The 16,769-nt window shown below is 72.5% G+C and carries 14 protein-coding genes; 9 read left to right on the top strand and 5 right to left on the bottom strand.

Going from position 1 to position 16,769, the window contains the following annotated elements; genetic code table 11:
* Nucleotides 1–12: 12 nt before the first annotated feature.
* Nucleotides 13–2,751 (top strand): pyruvate, phosphate dikinase, encoded by a 2,739-nt coding sequence (gene ppdK, locus LL648_RS41775; RefSeq protein WP_232668529.1) that lies wholly within the window; start codon nt 13–15, stop codon nt 2,749–2,751.
* A gap of 66 nt (nt 2,752–2,817) precedes the next feature.
* Here ppdK and LL648_RS41770 read toward each other — a convergent pair whose 3' ends face one another.
* Nucleotides 2,818–3,189, bottom strand: coding sequence for a hypothetical protein (locus LL648_RS41770; RefSeq protein WP_232668528.1), 372 nt, complete (start codon nt 3,187–3,189; stop codon nt 2,818–2,820).
* A gap of 68 nt (nt 3,190–3,257) precedes the next feature.
* Here LL648_RS41770 and LL648_RS41765 point away from each other — a divergent pair, with 68 nt between their 5' ends.
* Nucleotides 3,258–3,863 carry a response regulator transcription factor gene (locus LL648_RS41765; RefSeq protein ID WP_232668527.1) on the top strand — a complete coding sequence of 202 codons (606 nt, stop codon included), beginning with the start codon at nt 3,258–3,260 and terminating at the stop codon, nt 3,861–3,863.
* A 38-nt stretch (nt 3,864–3,901) separates the two neighbouring features.
* Here LL648_RS41765 and LL648_RS41760 read toward each other — a convergent pair whose 3' ends face one another.
* Nucleotides 3,902–5,245, bottom strand: a complete 1,344-nt coding sequence (locus LL648_RS41760; RefSeq protein WP_232668526.1) for an MFS transporter — start codon at nt 5,243–5,245, stop codon at nt 3,902–3,904.
* A gap of 102 nt (nt 5,246–5,347) precedes the next feature.
* Here LL648_RS41760 and LL648_RS41755 point away from each other — a divergent pair, with 102 nt between their 5' ends.
* Nucleotides 5,348–6,187, top strand: coding sequence for a PaaX family transcriptional regulator (locus tag LL648_RS41755; RefSeq protein WP_232668525.1), 840 nt, complete (start codon nt 5,348–5,350; stop codon nt 6,185–6,187).
* A 9-nt stretch (nt 6,188–6,196) separates the two neighbouring features.
* Here the strand turns inward: LL648_RS41755 and LL648_RS41750 are convergent, their stop codons facing one another.
* On the bottom strand, nt 6,197–6,691 hold the full coding sequence (locus LL648_RS41750; RefSeq protein WP_308190459.1) for a MarR family winged helix-turn-helix transcriptional regulator: 495 nt from the start codon (nt 6,689–6,691) through the stop codon (nt 6,197–6,199).
* An 88-nt stretch (nt 6,692–6,779) separates the two neighbouring features.
* On the opposite strand from LL648_RS41750, the gene LL648_RS41745 reads away from it, so the two are divergent.
* From LL648_RS41745 to couO, 5 genes are read left to right on the top strand one after another with little or no spacing between them, the layout of a single operon-like run.
* Nucleotides 6,780–8,285 (top strand): acyl-CoA synthetase, encoded by a 1,506-nt coding sequence (locus LL648_RS41745; protein WP_232668524.1) that lies wholly within the window; start codon nt 6,780–6,782, stop codon nt 8,283–8,285.
* Nucleotides 8,282–9,085, top strand: a complete 804-nt coding sequence (locus tag LL648_RS41740; protein ID WP_232668523.1) for a crotonase/enoyl-CoA hydratase family protein — start codon at nt 8,282–8,284, stop codon at nt 9,083–9,085. The genes LL648_RS41745 and LL648_RS41740 overlap by 4 nt, the downstream gene beginning before the upstream one ends.
* Nucleotides 9,082–10,977, top strand: a complete 1,896-nt coding sequence (locus LL648_RS41735) for an acetoacetate--CoA ligase (RefSeq protein ID WP_232668522.1) — start codon at nt 9,082–9,084, stop codon at nt 10,975–10,977. Before LL648_RS41740 ends, LL648_RS41735 begins: the two co-directional genes overlap by 4 nt.
* Nucleotides 10,974–11,897 (top strand): 3-hydroxyacyl-CoA dehydrogenase NAD-binding domain-containing protein, encoded by a 924-nt coding sequence (locus LL648_RS41730; protein WP_232668521.1) that lies wholly within the window; start codon nt 10,974–10,976, stop codon nt 11,895–11,897. The genes LL648_RS41735 and LL648_RS41730 overlap by 4 nt, the downstream gene beginning before the upstream one ends.
* 11 nt (nt 11,898–11,908) lie before the next feature.
* Nucleotides 11,909–12,772 (top strand): 4-hydroxyphenyl-beta-ketoacyl-CoA hydrolase, encoded by an 864-nt coding sequence (gene couO / locus LL648_RS41725; RefSeq protein WP_232668520.1) that lies wholly within the window; start codon nt 11,909–11,911, stop codon nt 12,770–12,772.
* A gap of 79 nt (nt 12,773–12,851) precedes the next feature.
* Here couO and LL648_RS41720 read toward each other — a convergent pair whose 3' ends face one another.
* Entirely contained in the window at nt 12,852–13,964 is a 1,113-nt protein-coding gene (locus LL648_RS41720; RefSeq protein WP_232668519.1) for an aminotransferase class V-fold PLP-dependent enzyme, read from the bottom strand.
* Between the two features lie 80 nt (nt 13,965–14,044).
* On the opposite strand from LL648_RS41720, the gene LL648_RS41715 reads away from it, so the two are divergent.
* Nucleotides 14,045–15,004: a LysR family transcriptional regulator gene (locus LL648_RS41715; protein ID WP_232668518.1), complete on the top strand. Its 960-nt coding sequence runs from the start codon at nt 14,045–14,047 to the stop codon at nt 15,002–15,004.
* 60 nt (nt 15,005–15,064) lie between these two features.
* Here the strand turns inward: LL648_RS41715 and LL648_RS41710 are convergent, their stop codons facing one another.
* Entirely contained in the window at nt 15,065–16,447 is a 1,383-nt protein-coding gene (locus LL648_RS41710) for an MFS transporter (protein WP_232668517.1), read from the bottom strand.
* Between the last annotated feature and the right edge of the window lie 322 nt (nt 16,448–16,769).

Below are 16,769 nucleotides of genomic sequence, written 5' to 3'. Positions count from 1 at the left end.
AGGAGGACTTCGATGGTGAATCCCCGTAGCTCGGCACAGCGGGCGCAGCTCGTTTTCGACTTCTCGGACGGCAGCCGCGAGCAGGTCGACCTGCTCGGCGGCAAGGGCGCGAACCTGGCCGAGATGACGAAGCTCGGGCTGCCGGTGCCGCCCGGTTTCACGATCACCACCGAGGCCTGCCGGTACTACCTGGCGCAGGGCGAGGAGCCGCAGTCGCTGCGCGTGCAGGTGACGATGGCGCTGCGCAGGCTGGAGGACCAGCTGGGCCGCCGGCTGGGCGACGTTCAGGACCCGCTGCTGGTCTCGGTGCGCTCGGGGGCGAAGTTCTCGATGCCCGGGATGATGGAGACCGTCCTCAACGTGGGCCTCAACGACTACTCCGTGAAGGGGCTGGCGGAGGCCGCGAAGGACGAGCGCTTCGCGTGGGACTCCTACCGCCGGCTCGTGCAGATGTTCGGCCGGACCGTGCTCGACATCCCCGGCGAGTTGTTCGAGGAGGAGCTGTCCGCCGCGAAGCAGCGGGCCGGCGCCGGCACCGACGTAGAGATGCCCGCAGCCGAGCTGCGCGAGCTCGTCGAGACGTTCAAGCAGATCTGCGCCGAGCACAGCGGGCGCGAGTTCCCGCAGGACCCGCGCGAACAGCTGGACATGGCGATGCGGGCGGTCTTCACCTCGTGGAACACCGAGCGCGCCCGGATCTACCGGCGCCGCGAGCGCATCCCGCACGACCTCGGCACGGCCGTCAACATCTGCGCGATGGTGTTCGGCAACCTCGGCGACACGTCCGGCACCGGGGTCTGCTTCACCCGCGACCCCGCCACCGGCAAGCAGGGCGCCTACGGCGACTACCTGGTCAACGCGCAGGGCGAGGACGTCGTCTCCGGCATCCGCAACACGCTCTCCCTCGAGGACTTCGCCCGGCTCGACCCGGCCTCGCACGCCGAGCTCAGCCAGATCATGCGCCGCTTGGAGACGCACTACCGCGATCTGTGCGACATCGAGTTCACCGTCGAGCGCGGCAAGCTGTGGATGCTGCAGACCCGCGTCGGGAAGCGGACGGCGGCGGCCGCGTTCCGGATCGCGACCCAGCTGATCGACGAGCGGTTGATCACCGAGGACGAGGCCCTGCACCGCGTGACCGGCGACCAGCTCGGGCAGCTGCTGTTCCCGCAGTTCGACGCGGACGCCGAACGGACGCTGCTCACCCGCGGCATGGCCGCCTCCCCCGGTGCCGCGGTGGGGAAGCTCGTGTTCGACTCCGCCACGGCGGTCGCGGAGGCCGCGCGCGGCGAGAACGTCATCCTGTGCCGCCGCGAGACCACTCCCGACGACCTGGCCGGCATGGTCGCCGCCGCGGGCGTCCTGACCAGCCGCGGCGGCAAGACCTCACACGCCGCCGTCGTCGCCAGGGGCATGGGCCGCACGTGCGTGTGCGGGGCGGAGGAGCTCGACATCGACGCCGAGGCCCGCACCCTCACGGTCGGCGACAACCGCCTGGCCGAGGGCGACGTCGTCTCGATCGACGGCACGACCGGCGAGGTGTTCGCCGGCACGCTGGCCGTCGTCGCGTCCCCGGTCGTGAACTACCTGGAACTGGGGCTCGACCACGCGCTGGCCGCGGCCGACGCCGACACCGCCGACGTCGTGCGGGCCGTGGACCGGCTGCTGCGCCACGCCGACCGCACCCGCAGGCTACGCGTGCGGGCCAACGCCGACACCGCCGAGGACGCCGGTCGCGCCAGGGTGATGGGTGCCGAGGGCATCGGGCTCTGCCGCACCGAGCACATGTTCCTCGGCGATCGGCGGGTGTTGATCGAGCGGCTGATCCTGGCCGAGACCGACGGCGAGCGCGAGACCGCGCTGGCGGAGCTGCTCCCGTTGCAGCGGGCCGACTTCGTCGCCCTGCTCACCGCGATGGACGGGCTGCCCGTCACGATCCGGCTGCTCGACCCGCCGCTGCACGAGTTCCTGCCCGACCGCACGGAGCTGGCCGTCAAGGTGGCGGTGGCGCGCGCCAACGGCGGAGCCGACGCTGCCGATGAGCGGCTGCTCGCCGCGGTGGAGCGGCTGCACGAGTCCAACCCGATGATGGGGCTGCGCGGGGTCCGGCTCGGGCTGATGGTGCCCGGCCTCTACTCGATGCAGGTCAGGGCGATCACCGAGGCGGCCGCCGAGCGGCTGGCCGCCGGCGGCACGCCCGTCGTGGAGATCATGGTGCCGCTGGTGGCCTCGGTGATGGAGCTGCACCTGATCCGCGACGAGATCGACGGCATCGTCGCCGAGGTGGCCGGGAACGGCGAGGGCGCCGCGCTGCACATCCCCATCGGCACCATGATCGAGCTGCCCCGCGCCGCGCTCACGGCGCGACGGATCGCCGAAGCCGCGGAGTTCTTCTCGTTCGGCACCAACGACCTCACCCAGACCACATGGGGCTTCTCCCGCGACGACGTCGAGTCCTCGATCTTCGCCGCGTACCTGGACAAGGGCGTCTTCACCGTGTCGCCGTTCGAGTCGCTCGACCGCGACGGGGTCGGCGCCCTGATCCGCACGGCCGTCGCCGCCGGCCGCGAGACCCGGCCCGGGATCAAGCTGGGCGTCTGCGGCGAGCACGGCGGCGACCCCGACTCGGTGCACTTCTTCCACGCCGCCGACCTCGACTACGTCTCCTGCTCACCGTTCCGGGTGCCGGTCGCGAGGTTGGAGTCGGGTCGGGCGGCGCTGGCAGCGGAGACGGGGGACGGCGCCCTCTGACCCGGTGAGATGGGCCGAAACGTTGATCGGACAGCGATTCGGCTCATCTCGCAGCCCGGCATCCCGTCAGCCGCGCCGCCCCAGCACCACGAGCCCCGCGACGACCATCAGGACGACCACGCCGACCCACCCGACGACGTGGTAGGCGGTGGTGAACGCCGCGCGCACCGCGTCGAGCAGTGCCACGTCACCCCGCGCCGTCGCCTCGGCGACACCTGCCACCACGGTCGTCGACGCCGTCGAGCCCGGCAGGTCGAGCACGCCGCGGTAGACCACAGTGCCCAGCGTCCCGAGGACGGTGAACCCGAGCGCGATGCCCAGCTCGTTGCTCAGCTGGGCGAGCGCCGCGCCCGCGCCGGCGCGCTCCGGTGGTGCGGCGCTGATGACGAGGTCCATCAGCAGCGGGAACGCCGCGCCGATCCCGAATGAGGCGAGCATGAACCCGGGCGGTTCGCGCTGAACATCGCGGTCCCGCTCGCCACCACCGTCCCCGCCGGGAGGGCCCGGTGATCAAGATCCTGGTCGCGGAGGACACCGCGATCCTGCGCGACAGCCTCGTCGTGGTGCTCGGGCTGCAGCCCGACTTCACCGTCGTCGCCGACGTCGGCACCGGCGACGCGATCCTGCCCGCAGCGCTCCGCCACCGTCCCGACGTCGCCGTGCTCGACATCGACCTGCCCGGCACCGACGGCCTCACCGCCGCCGCGCACCTGCACGAGCAGCTTCCCGAGTGCCGCGTGCTGATCCTCACCGCGCTCGCCAAGCCGGGCAACCTGCGCACCGCGTTGGCCAACCACGTCAGCGGCTTCCTGCCGAAGGACTCGCCCGCGCGCACGCTGGTCGACGCCGTGCGGCGGGTCGCGGCCGGCGCGCAGGTGATCGACCCGACCCTGGCGCTCACCACCCTGACCACCCGCCCCAACCCGCTCACCCCCCGCGAGGCGGCGGTGCTGCGGCTCTACGCCCGCGGGACCGCCCCGCGAGAGATCGCGACCCAGCTGTTCCTCACCGTCGGCACCGTGCGCAACTACCTCGCCTCCGCGACGATCAAGCTCGATGCCCGCAACCGCGTGGACGCCATCCGCGTCGCCACCGAAATGGGTTGGATCTGACGCCCGACCGCCCGAACCAGCACGAGCGCCGCACGTCGTCAGCTCGAACGGCTTCGCGAGGACATGTCCGTGGCCTGGGGGCCCTCGACCTCGGTGAGGGCGGCGCCGCGGGTCTCCCCCGTCACCACGACGCAGACCACGGTCAGCAGGCAGCATGCGGCGATGACGGCCGACACCACGACGACGCTGCCGGTGCCGCCGAGCAGCGCCGCGAAGACGACCGGCGCGATCCCGGCTCCGATGCCCGCGATCTGGTAGCCGAGCGACGCGCCGGTGTAGCGCACGCGCGTGGAGAAGATCTCCGTGTACAGCGCGGCGAGCGGCCCGTACATCGCCGGGTGCACCACCGCCTGGCCGACCACGACGGCGAGCACGAGCAGCGCCGTCGAACCCGAGTCGATCAGCGGGAAGAGCAGGAAGCTCCACACCGCCATGGCGATCGCCCCGGCCGCGACGACGGGACGGCGACCGACCCGGTCCGAGAGCGCGGCGAAGGCGACGATCCCGACGATGGCCCCCGCCGAGGAGATGGTCAGCGCGTTGAGCACGGTCTGGCGGGCGAAGCCCGACTCGACGGCGTAGGCGATCACGAACGTCGTGAGCGTGCCCTGCGCGACGAACGCGCCGAAGCCGACACCGATCGACAGCACGATCGCGCGGGGGTGCCGCCGCAGCACCTCGACCAGCGGTGGGGCGCTCGGCACGGCGGTGCCGGCGTCCTTGAAGACGGGGGTTTCCTCGACGCGCGAGCGCACGAACAGGCCAACTGCGAGCAGCACGGCGCTGAGCAGGAACGGGATCCGCCAACCCCACTCCAGGAAGCCCTGCTCGCCCGCGATCGCCGCGGCCAGCGCGAGCACGAGCGTCGAGAGCACCATCCCGCTCGGTGCGCCGGCGTTGGTGAAGCTCGTCCACAGCCCGCGGCGCGCGGTCGCGTCCCCGGTTGCGTGCTCGGCGGACATCAGCACCGCGCCGCCCCACTCGCCACCAACGGCGACCCCCTGCAGCACCCGCAGCAGCACGAGCAGCACCGGGGCCAGCGGCCCGATCTGCGCGTAGGTCGGCAGCAACCCGATGAGCACGCTCACGACGCCCATCAAGATCATCGTGAGGACGAGCATGCGTTTGCGTCCGATGCGGTCACCGAAGTGCCCGAAGATGATCCCGCCCAGCGGGCGGGAGAGGTAACCGGTGGCCAGCGTGCCGAAGCTCGCGATCGTGCCCACGACCGGGTCGAGCGTCGTGAAGAAGACCTTGCTGAACACCACCGCCGACGCGGTCGCGTACAGCAGGAAGTCGTAGTACTCGATCACGCTTCCCAGGTAGCTGGAGAGCACGGCCCGGCGGAGCTGCGTCCGCTGCGGGGTGGGTGAGTCGGACATCGCGTGGCCTCTCTGCCGTCGACGGCGAGTGGGACGAACCGTAGGCAGATCTACAACGCTCGTCAATGATTCGCCCACTGTTGCGGCGGATAGGCTCACGCGGTGGAACGCGACCAGGACGAATCGGCGGCTCGCCCGCAGGCGATCCTGCTGACGTTCTTCGGCGGCTACCTGCTCGGGCGCGGCGTGCACGTGGCCACGAGCAGCCTGATCGCCGTCCTCGGCCGGGCCGGCGTCTCCGAGCAGGCGGCCCGGTCCACCCTCAGCCGGATGGCCCGGCGCGGCCGGCTGCACAGGGTGCGTCGCGGCCGGCAGGTCTACGTCGGACTGACCTTGGAGTCACGCGAGATCCTGCGCGACGGCGAGGCCAGGGTCTGGCGCACCGACGCCGTCAACGAGCACTGGGACGGCAACTGGACGCTGCTCTCGTTCTCGATGCCCGACTCGTGGCAGCGCCAGCGGCACGCGTTGCGGGCGCGGCTGCTCTGGGCGGGGTTCGGCCCGCTGCAGGGTGGGCTCTGGATCGCACCGACCGCCGTCGACGTGAAGTCGCTCGGCGACGGCCTCGAAGCCGCGGAGCACCTGCGGGCCTTCAGCGCGCGGGCGCTCGACCCGACCGACGTCGACACCATGGTGCGCGACGCGTGGGACCTCGACGCGCTCGCCGGCCGCTACCGCGCCTTCCAGGCGAGATGGGAGCGGCCCGGCGACCGGCCGACCCTGCCCGACCCGCTCGCCCGCCAGCTCGTCCTGCAGACCGACTGGCTGCAGGTCATCCGCAGGGATCCGCGACTGCCCGCTCGTCACCTGCCGCCGAGGTGGCCGGCCGAGCCCGCGCACCGCCTCTTCCGCGGCCTGTACGCCGAGTTCGATCCCGGCGCGCGAGCCATCGCAGCGGAGGTGCTCGACGTGATCCCCGACGAGGACGCCGCCTCCGGTTGAACCGATGGTTCAGCGAGCCGACTCTGCGGTGAGCGCCGTGCGGCAGCGGTTGAGCTGCTCGCGGAACGTCTCGCGCTCACCGGCGTCGAGTTGGGCGAGCATCCGCGACTCCAGCGCTGTCACGTCGGGATCCAGCCCGGCGAGCAGCGCCTGCCCCGCCGGGGTCAGGCTGATGCGCAGCCGCCGCCCGTGCTCGGGGTCCACGGCGCGCACGACCAGGCCGCGGCGTTCGAGCGCGGTGACGAGGTCGCCCATCGACTGCGGGGTGACGAACGAGTTGCGAGCGAGCTCGGCGTTGGTCAGCCCGTCACGCCGTTCGAGGACGGTGAGGGCCGTGTACTGCAGCGCCGTGATCCCGTGCGGGCGCAGCAGCTCGTCGAGGCGCGCGCGGACGGCCAGCTCGACCTGCTTGATCGCGTAGAGCAGCGACGGCGCACGCTCGGTCGCCACGCTCGTCGAGCCTGCCATCGCGCTCTCCTCCTCGTCGACGGCCGAGTGTGACACGCGCCGCTTCCCCGTACCGGCTCCCCGTGGTTAATATCAGGAAACCTGATACTCGCGCCGGATCTAATGCTCATGAAGGAGTGGAGCGATGGCACTCGTACCCGGGCTCGGCAGCTGGCCCGCGCGCAGGGCCCGCATCACGCCGGAGGCAACGGCGCTCGTGGACACCGGCGGGGCGCTGACCTACGCGCAGCTCGCCGACCGCGCCGCACGGCTGGCGGGCGCGCTGCGCCGGCTGGGCGTCGCCCGCGGCGACCGGGTCGCGCACCTGGGCGTCAACGCCGTCAGCACCTTCGAGACGTTCTTCGCGACATGGCTGCTCGGCGCGATCGCGGTGCCGCTGAACCACCGGCTCGCCGGCCCGGAGATCGGCTACATGCTGGCCGACTCGGAGGCGGCGCTGCTGCTGCACACCGACCCCGAGCTGGTCGAGGCCGCCGGCCCGGCGGTGCCCGCCATCGACATCTCGGCAGGTGTGGATGCGCTGCTCAGCATCGAACCAGGAGGCGACCCCGACATCGGCCTCGACGACCCGGCGATCCTGCTCTACACCTCCGGGACCACCGGCCGCCCGAAGGCCGCGGTGCTGACGCACGGCAACCTCACGTGGAACACGGTGAACCAGCTCGCCCACGTCGACGTGCTGAGCACCGACCGGGCGCTGTGCATCGCGCCGCTCTTCCACTGCGTCGGGCTGGGCCAGGTCACGCTGCCGACCCTGTTCAAGGGCGGCAGCGTCGAGCCGCTCGCGAAGTTCGACGCCGGCACGGTGCTGGATCGGATCGGCGCGGCCGGCGTCACCAGCTTCTCCGCCGTCCCGACGATGCTGCAGATGATGGTGGAGCACCCTGCTTGGGAGTCCGCGGAGCTGGGCTCGCTGCGGACCGTGCTGTACGGCGGCTCGCCGGTGCAGGAGCGCGTCGCGCGGGCCTGGCTCGATCGTGGGGTGCGGCTGCAGCAGGGCTACGGCATGACCGAAGCGTCGCCCGGCGTGTACATGGTGCCGCGCGATGGCGGGTCCGTGCCGATCGTGCCGGACCGGCCGGTCTCGGTCGGCGTGCCGCATTTCTTCACCGAGGTCGCGCAGCTGCGCGATGGCGCCCCGGCGCCGATCGGAACGGAGCCGGCCGAGCTTCTCGTGCGCGGTCCGCACGTCTTCGCCGGATACTGGAACCGCCCCGAGGAGACCGCGGCGGCGCACGTCGACGGCTGGTTCCGCACCGGCGACGTGCTGCGCGTCGGCGCCGACGGCTGGGCCGACGTCGTCGACCGGGTCAAGGACGTGATCATCTCCGGCGGCGAGAACGTCTACCCGGCCGAGGTCGAGGCCGTGCTCGTGCAGCTGGACACGATCGCGGCGGCCGCTGTCGTCGGCGTCCCCGACGAGCGGTGGGGCGAGGTCGGGGTCGCGTTCCTGCAGCCCCGTACCGGGACGGGGCTCGACGTCGACGAGGTGCGCGAGCACCTGGCCGCCCACCTGGCCCGGTTCAAGATCCCCAAGCACCTCGTCGTCGTCGACGAGCTGCCCCGCAACGCAACCGGCAAGATCCGCCGGGTCGAGCTGCGGCAGCGCGCCGCGGAAGGTGTGCGATGACCGGATCGACGAACGGGGTGCGGACGCCGCTCCCCCCGACCCTGCATGTCGAGCGGCAGGGCGCGGTCGCCGTGGTGCGGCTCGCGCGCGCCGAGAAGCGCAACGCGCTCGACGACACCACGGTGCTCGGGCTGGAGGCGTTCTTCTCCTCGCCCCCGGCCGGGGTGGCGGCCGTCGTGCTGGACGCCGCGGGTGAGCACTTCTCCGCCGGGCTCGACCTCGCCGAGCTCGACGAGCGCGACGCCTTCGCCGGCATGCAGCACTCGATGATGTGGCACCGCGCGTTCGAACGGATCGAGCGCGGCACGCTCCCGGTCGTCGCGGTGCTGAAGGGGGCGGTGATCGGCGGCGGGCTGGAGCTGGCCTGCGCGGCGCACGTCCGCGTCGCCGAGCCGAGCGCGTTCTACGCGTTGCCGGAGGCCCAGCGCGGGCTGTTCACCGGCGGCGGCGCCGCGGTGCGGGTGCCACGGCTGATCGGGACCCACCGCATGGCCGACATGATGCTCACCGGCCGCGTGCTCGACGCGGACGAAGGCCAGTCGCTGGGCATCTCCACCTACCTCACCGCCGAAGGCGGTGGGCTCGCGCTGGCGATGGAGCTGGCCGGCCGGATCGCGGCGAACTCCCCCGTCACCAACTTCGCCGTGCTGCAGGCGTTGCCGCGGATCGCGGAGTCGAACCCGGCCGACGGCTACCTGATGGAGTCGCTGATGGCGGCCGTCGCGTCCAGCAGCGCCGAGGCGCAGGATCGGATGCGCGAGTTCCTCGCCGGCCGCGGCGACAAGGTGCGCCGCTCGTGAGCCGGCTCGACGAGTTCGCCGCGTGGCTGGGCCGGGAACGGCCGTTCGCGACCTACGCCGAGCTGCACCGCTGGTCCGTCACCGACCTCGACGGGTTCTGGTCGGCGGTCGCGGAGTTCCTCGACGTCCGGTTCACCGAGCAGCCGCGCCAGGTGCTCGGGCGGCGGGACATGCCCGGCGCGGAGTGGTTCCCTGGCGCTACCTTGAACTACGCCGAGCACGCGCTGCGGGGCAGCGGCAGTGGAGACAGTGACGGACTAGCGGTGATGGCGTACTCGCAGACCCGCGAGCCGGTCGAGCTGACCTGGGCGCAGCTGCGCGACCAGGTCGCGAGGGCCGCGGCGGGGCTGCGCCGGCTGGGCGTCGGGCGCGGCGACCGCGTGGTCGCCTACGCGCCGAGCATCCCCGAGACGCTCGTCGCGTTCCTCGCGACGGCGAGCATCGGCGCGGTCTGGGCATCGTGCGCGCCCGAGTTCGGGGCACGCAGCGTCGTCGACCGGTTCGCGCAGGTCGAGCCGACCGTGCTGATCGTCGTGCCGGGCTACGCGTACGGGGCGAAGCACGTCGACAGGTTGGCCGAGGTCGCCGAGCTGCGCGCGCACCTGCCGACGCTGCGCCACGTCGTCGCGGTGCCGTACGGGCCCGGCGTGGTGCCCGCCGCCGTGAGCTGGGCCGAGCTGCTCGCCGAGCCGGCCGAGCCGGCGTTCCTGCCGGTCCCGTTCGAGCATCCGCTGTTCGTGCTCTTCTCTTCCGGGACGACGGGCCGGCCGAAGGCGATCGTCCACTCGCACGGCGGGATCCTGCTGGAACACCTCAAGAACCATGCGCTCAGCTGGGACGTCGGGCCGGGCGACCGGCTGCTGTGGTTCAGCACCACGGCGTGGATGGTGTGGAACGCGCTGGTCTCGGCGCTGCTCGTCGAGGCGACGGTCGTGCTGGTCGACGGCAACCCGATGCACCCCGACATCGGGTGGCAGTGGCGGCTGGCCGAGGCCGCCGGGGTGACGCATATGGGTGCGTCGCCGGGGTTCCTGATGGCCTGCCGAGCGGCGGGCGTACATCCCGCGCGAGATCACGACCTCTCCGCGCTGCGCCAGATCTGCGCCGCGGGCAGCCCGCTGCCGGCCGAGGGCTACCGGTGGGTCGCCGCCGAGTTCGGGGCCGGGGTGCTGCTCAACGTGGGCAGTGGCGGCACCGACGTCTGCTCGGCGATCGTGCAAGGCGGCCCGTGGCAGCCCGTCGTCGAAGGGGAGATCAGCGGGGCGGCGCTCGGCGTGGCCGCGGCGGCATTCGACGCGGACGGGCGGCCCGTCACCGGAGAGCTGGGCGAGCTGGTGATCACCGAGCCGATGCCGTCGATGCCGGTGGGGTTCTGGGCCGACCCCGACGGCAGCCGCTACCGCGACACCTACTTCACGATGTTCCCGGGCGTCTGGCGGCACGGCGACTGGGTGCGCTTCAGCAACACCGGCTCGTGCGTCGTCGCGGGGCGCTCCGACGCCACCCTGAACCGCGGCGGCGTGCGGCTGGGCACCGCCGAGTTCTACCGGGTCGTCGAGGAGCTGCCGGAGATCGCCGACAGCCTCGTCGTGCACCTGGAGGACCCCGCGGGCGGCAACGGCGAGCTGCTGCTGTTCGTGGTGATGGAGGGCGGGACGCTCGACGACGTCCTGCGCGCCCGCATCGCGGGTGAGCTGCGCACGGCGCTCTCCCCGCGGCACGTCCCCGACCAGGTGCTCGCCGTGCCCGCGGTGCCGCGCAACCGCACGGGCAAGAAGCTCGAGCTGCCGGTGAAGAAGATCCTCCAGGGCGCTGCCGTCGAGGACGTGGCCAGCCGTGACGTCCTCGCCGACCCGACGTCGCTCGACGCGTTCGTGGGGTGGGCCCGGTGACCCACGTCGCCGTCGTGGGCACCGGCGTGATCGGGGCGAGCTGGGCAGCGCACTTCCTCGGCCGGGGCATGGACGTCGTGGCGACCGACCCGGCCGCCGGCGCCGAGGAGCGGCTGCGGGCCGACGTCGCCGCGCACTGGCCGACCGTCACCGCGCTCGGGCTCGCCGAGGGCGCCTCGCCGGAGCGGCTCACGTTCACGGCCGATCTCGCCGCCGCCGTCGCGGACGCCGACTTCGTGCAGGAGAGCGGCCCGGAGCGGCCGGAGGTCAAGCACGAGCTGTTCGCGGCGCTCGACGCCGCGGCCCGTCCGGACGTCGTGCTGGCCAGCAGCTCGTCCGGGATGCTGCCGAGCGACATCGCGCTGGGCTGCCCCGACCACCCCGAGCGGGTGCTCGTCGGGCACCCGTTCCACCCGCCGCACGTCGTCCCGCTCGTCGAGGTCGTGCCGGGACGGCGGACCGCGGAGCCGGCCGTCGAGTCGGCCATGGCGTTCTACGCAGGCGCCGGCAAGAAGCCGATCCGGCTGCGCCAGGAGCTGCCGGGGCACGTCGCCAACAGGTTGCAGGCCGCGCTGTGGCGGGAGGCGTACTCGCTGGTGGACCGCGGGGTCGCGACCGTCGCCGACATCGACACGGCGATCTCGGACGGGCCCGGCCTGCGCTGGTCGGTGCTCGGCCCGTTCACCGCCCAGCACCTGTCCGGCGGGCCCGGCGGCATCGCGCACGTGCTGGAGCACCTCGGGCCGCCGACCGAGGCGTGGTGGCGCGACCTCGGCGACCCCACGCTCACCCCCGCGCTCGTCGACAAGATCGTCGCCGGGGTCGCGGAAGCGGTCGGCGACACCGACCCCGCCCAGCTCGCCGCGCGGCGCGACGCCGTGCTGTTGGCCGTTCTCGCCGCCAAGGCGAGCGCACCGTAGGAGGAGGACGTATGGATGTCAGCGGGCTGGACGCGATCGACGTCCACGTGCACGTCGAGCAGGACGGCCACGGCTGCTTCTCGCTCGACCAGGAGCTGCTGGACGCCTCCGCGGCGTACTTCCGCGCCGACCAGGACCGCACGCCGACCGTCGCCGCGATCGCCGAGCACTACCGTGCGCGCAACACCGCGGCGGTGATCTTCACGGTGGACGCGACCACCGCCACCGGGCACCCCGCGCTCTCCAGCGAGGAGATCGCGGACCGCGCGGCGGAGCACGCCGACGTGCTGATCCCGTTCGGGTCGGTCGACCCGCACACCGGGGCGGCGGCCGTGCGCCGCCTCCGCAGCCTCGTCGAGGGACACGGCGTGCGCGGCCTCAAGCTGCACCCGAGCCTGCAGGCGTTCGAGCCGAACGACCGCGCGTTCTACCCGCTGTACGAGGCGGCCGCCGAGCTCGGCGTGCCCGTGCTGTTCCACACCGGCCAGACGGGGATCGGCGCCGGGCTGCCCGGCGGGCGCGGGATCAAGCTGCGCTTCTCGGCCCCGATGCTGATCGACGACGTCGCCGCCGACTTTCCCGAGCTGACCGTGGTGCTCGCGCACCCGTCGGTGCCGTGGCAGGACGAGGCGATCTCGATCGCGACGCACAAGTCGAACGTCTACATCGACCTGTCCGGGTGGTCGCCGAAGTACTTCCCGCCGCAGCTCGTGCGCGCGGCGAACGGGCAGCTCAAGCGCAAGGTGCTGTTCGGCTCGGACTTCCCGGTGATCACCCCCGACCGGTGGCGGGCCGACTTCGCCGCGCTGGACATCAAGGACGAGGTGCGGCCCCTCATCCTCAAGGCGAACGCGGTGCGCATGCTCGGGCTCTGATCGACGGCGCTCAGCTCGACGGGCCCGGGCCGGATGCGTGCGTTACGCACGCGAGGGCAGCAAAGCCACTTTCCGGCCCTCACAGGGCAGGAAAGTGGCTTTCCTGCCCCCCGGCCGCGGACCTGCGGTGCGGCGCGAGCACCTCGATCGCGTGGTCGACGTCCGCCTCGCTGGTGGAGATGTGGAAGGACAGGCGAAGCCGGCCGGCGCGGCTCGCTGCCACGACGTTCGCGCGGCGCATCGCCGCCTCGGCCTGGTCGTCCACGGCGAGGGAGACGATGGCGGAGTTCTGCGGTTCGAGGCCCACGCCGGTGCGGAACCGGTTCGCGAGCCCGACCGCGTTGGTGTGGAGGTCCCGCGTGCCGACCTCGGCGAGGAGCTCCAGAGCCGGACCGGCGGCCACCCAGGCGTGCCAGGCCGGTGAGACGTCGAACCGCCTCGCGTCCGGGGCGAGCCGCAGCGGCCCGCCGTAGATGCTGGTCCACGGGTCCGTCCCCGCGTACCAGCCGGCGGTGTGGGGCACGATCTCGTCCATCAGTTCCGGCTGGATGGTGAAGAACGCGGTGCCGCGCGGGGACAGCAGCCATTTGTAGCCACCACCCGTCGTGTACGCGTAGCGGCTCGCGTCGATCGGCAGCCAGCCGACGGCCTGCGTGGTGTCGAGCAGGATCCGGGTGCCGGTGGCCGCGCACCGCGCGTGCAGGGCGTCGAGATCGGCCACGCGTCCATCGGCGGACTGCACGGCCGAGACCGACACCAGGGCGGTGCGATCGGTGACGGCGTCGGCCAGCTGTTCGAGCGGCACTTCCCGAACGGTGACGCCACGCTCCGCCTGCGCGAAGAAGGGGAACAGGATGCTGGTGAAGTCGCCGGTCGCCGTCAGCACCTCGGCACCGCTCGGCAGCGCGGCGGCGACGAGCCCGGCGAACACCGACACCTGGCTGCCGACCGCAACCCTGGCGACGTCCACACCGACCAGCCGCGCGTAGGCCGACCGCGCCGCCGCGATCGGCAGGTCGTAGGCGACCGGGTCGGCGGTGCCGGCCCGCCAGTCGGCCTGCGCCTGCTGCAGCGCGACCCAGCTGCGCCGGGGCGCCAGACCGTACGTCGCGGTGTTGAGGAACGTGACGGTGGCAGCGAACTCGCTGCTGATCACGGCGAGCTGCGATGGGGAACTGACGGGGACGGCCACACACCCATGCTGGACCGCATCGAGTTACCGCACCATCGCGATGTTGCACGAGCAGCTCAAAGCTGTGCTTTGATCCTGCCATGAGCCCCACCGAAGACGCTGCTACCGGGTCCGGGATCGATCCGCGGCGGTTGCTGATCTTCCGCGAGGTGGCCCGCCGGGGGTCGCTGTCGGCCGCCGCGGCGGCGCTGGGCTGGACGCAACCCGCCGTCGGGCAGCACGTGCAGCGCCTCGAGCGGGCCGTCGGCCTCCCCCTCGCCCGGCGCAGCACCCGCGGCGTGACCCTCACCGAGGCCGGCGCCGCCCTCCTGAGCCACGCCGACGCCGTCGCCGCCCGGCTCACGGCCGCCGACGAGGAGATGTCGGCGCTGCGGACGATGCGGGCCGGCCGCCTGCGGATCGCGGCCTTCCCGTCGGCGTCCGCAACGATCGTGCCGCCGGCGCTCGCGCGATTGGCCGAGGTGGCGCCGGGTCTGGACGTGCGGCTCACGGAGCACGAGCCACCGGAAGCTCGCGCGGCGGTGCTGGCCGGCGACGTCGACATCGCGGTGCTGTTCGACCACCCCGACGACGGCAGCAGCGACGCGCACCCCGACCTCATCGGGCACGCCCTGATGGACGACCCGGTCTTCGCGGTCCTGCCGGCGACCCACGCGCTCGCCGAACAGGGCCGCTGCAACCTCGCGGAACTCGCCGGCGAGCGTTGGGTCGCGGGCTGCGAGCGGTGCCGCGGCCACCTGCTGGCCCTCGCCGCGCAGGCCGGTTTCGAACCGGACGTGCGCCACGCGACCGACGACTACGTCGTCGTGCAGAACCTCGTCGCGGCGGGGCTCGCGGTCGCGCTGCTCCCCGGTCTGGCGCTGGCGGCGTCGAAGGACCCACGGGTGGTCGCGGTACGGCTCGCCGGCGACCCGCACCGCAGGGTGACGCTCGTGCGGCACCGCGAGTCGGTGGACGTGCCCGCCGTGCGGGCGGGGGTGCACGCGCTCACCGCGGACGCGCTCCCGGGAGGGCAGGAAAGCCACTTTCCTGCCCTGTGAGGGCCGGAAAGTGGCTTTGCTGCCCTGCTCGACCGGAGCCCGGGAGAGCCGGCCGGCGGTTCAGTTCGGCGCCGCTACGGGGTCCAGGTCAGCCGTGCCGTGATCCGGCGTGCGCGGGCCGTCGGAACGCAGGCCGACCCGGACCAGGACGACCGCGACCACCACCACAACCACGCTCACCGCCACCGCGAGGTGGATGCCGTCCAGCTGCGAGGCCTGGGTGGCCGCGATCGCGCTCAGGATCGGGATGCCGATGGTGATGCCGATCTGCTGGGTCATCGACGTGAGGCCGGTGGCCAGCCCCTGCTCGTCGTCCGGCAGGCCGGACGTGCCGGTCGCGGTGTAGGCGACGATCGCCGTGACGTGCCCGAAGAAGCTGATGAACAGCGCGGGGACGAGGACGGCCAGGCCCATGAGATCGGCTCCGATGAAGATCAGCGGGACCGCGGAGACGCCCTGGACGGTCATGCCTGCCAACAGCGCGGCGCGCTGGCCGATGCGACCGATGACCCGCCCGGCGATCGGGCCGGCGAACACCGCGGCGAGGCCGGGCAACCCGAAGATCAAACCTGTGACGAGCGGGCTCAGCTCCAGCACCTTCTGGAGGTACAGCGTCATCATGAAGATCATCCCGGTCTCCATGGAGAAGATCACGAGACCGGCGAGGTTGCCCCACTTGACCGTGGGCCGCTTGAGCGTGCGCACCGGAGTGAGCGGCGCGACGGCACGGAGCTCGATGAGCCAGAACGCCGCCAGCAGCACGACACCCACCGCTCCCGCCAGCACGCTGCGCTCGATGATCGCGTAGACCACTGCCAGCAGGCCTGCGGTCACGGTGGCAGCACCGGCCAGGTCCAGCTTCACCCGCTCCGAGCGGCGGCTCTCACCGATCACGAACGGCGTGCAGCAGAGGATGAGGACCGTCACCGGGATGTTGATCAGGAACGCGGCCCGCCAGCTCAGCAGGCTCACCAGCGCACCACCGACCAGCGCACCCACGGTGAACCCACCCGAGAGCAACGCCCCGTTCAGCCCGAGTGCGCGGTCGCGCATCGGGCCTTCCGCGAACGTGGTGGTCAGCAGCGACAGCGCTGCCGGCAGCGCCATCGCGGTTGCGAGCCCTTGCAGCGCGCGGGCAGCGAGCAGCACCTCGGGCCCCGTGGCCAACCCACCGAGCACCGAGGCCACGGTGAGCACGACCATGCTTGCCATGAACAGCCTGCGACGACCGAACAGGTCTGCGAACCTGCCGAACAGCAACGCGAAACCCGCCGAGGGCAGCGCGAAGGCTGCGGTGATCCACGGGTACGCCGACACCGCCATCCCGACCCCCGCGCCCGTCTCCGGCAGCGCGACGTTCAGGATCGAGAAGTCGACCGACATCATGAAACCGGCGCCGAGCAGGATGAGCAGCACGACCCGCTGCCGTCTGCTGAACCGCACCGACGACGGTTTTACGGACAGACTTGTTCCCGATTCGTCCTTCATGTGATTTCCCCAGGCTCCTGGTAGCTCGCCGACGCGCAGGTGCCCTTCCGTCCAACCTACGCAACCGTAGGGTTGCACAAGAACGCACCTTTCGCAACCCATGGGTTGCGATCGAGCTCGGGGACACCCCGACCCAGGCCCGCGGGGCCGCCCAGACGTCAGGAAAGTCAGCCATGGCCCTCCGGGCCGCCACGAGGGACGAGAATCGGTGCTGGGTGCGGCACTCGGGGGTACGCCGCAGTAGGGGTCGGTGACCGAACGGCACTTTCGTCCATAC

Origin of the sequence: Pseudonocardia sp. TRM90224, from assembly GCF_021245725.1 — a bacterium.
In the GTDB taxonomy this organism is placed as follows: Bacteria; Actinomycetota; Actinomycetes; order Mycobacteriales; family Pseudonocardiaceae; genus Pseudonocardia.
The sequence above is the reverse complement of the archived record's forward strand: the minus strand, read 5'-3'. Positions and strand labels throughout refer to the sequence as shown.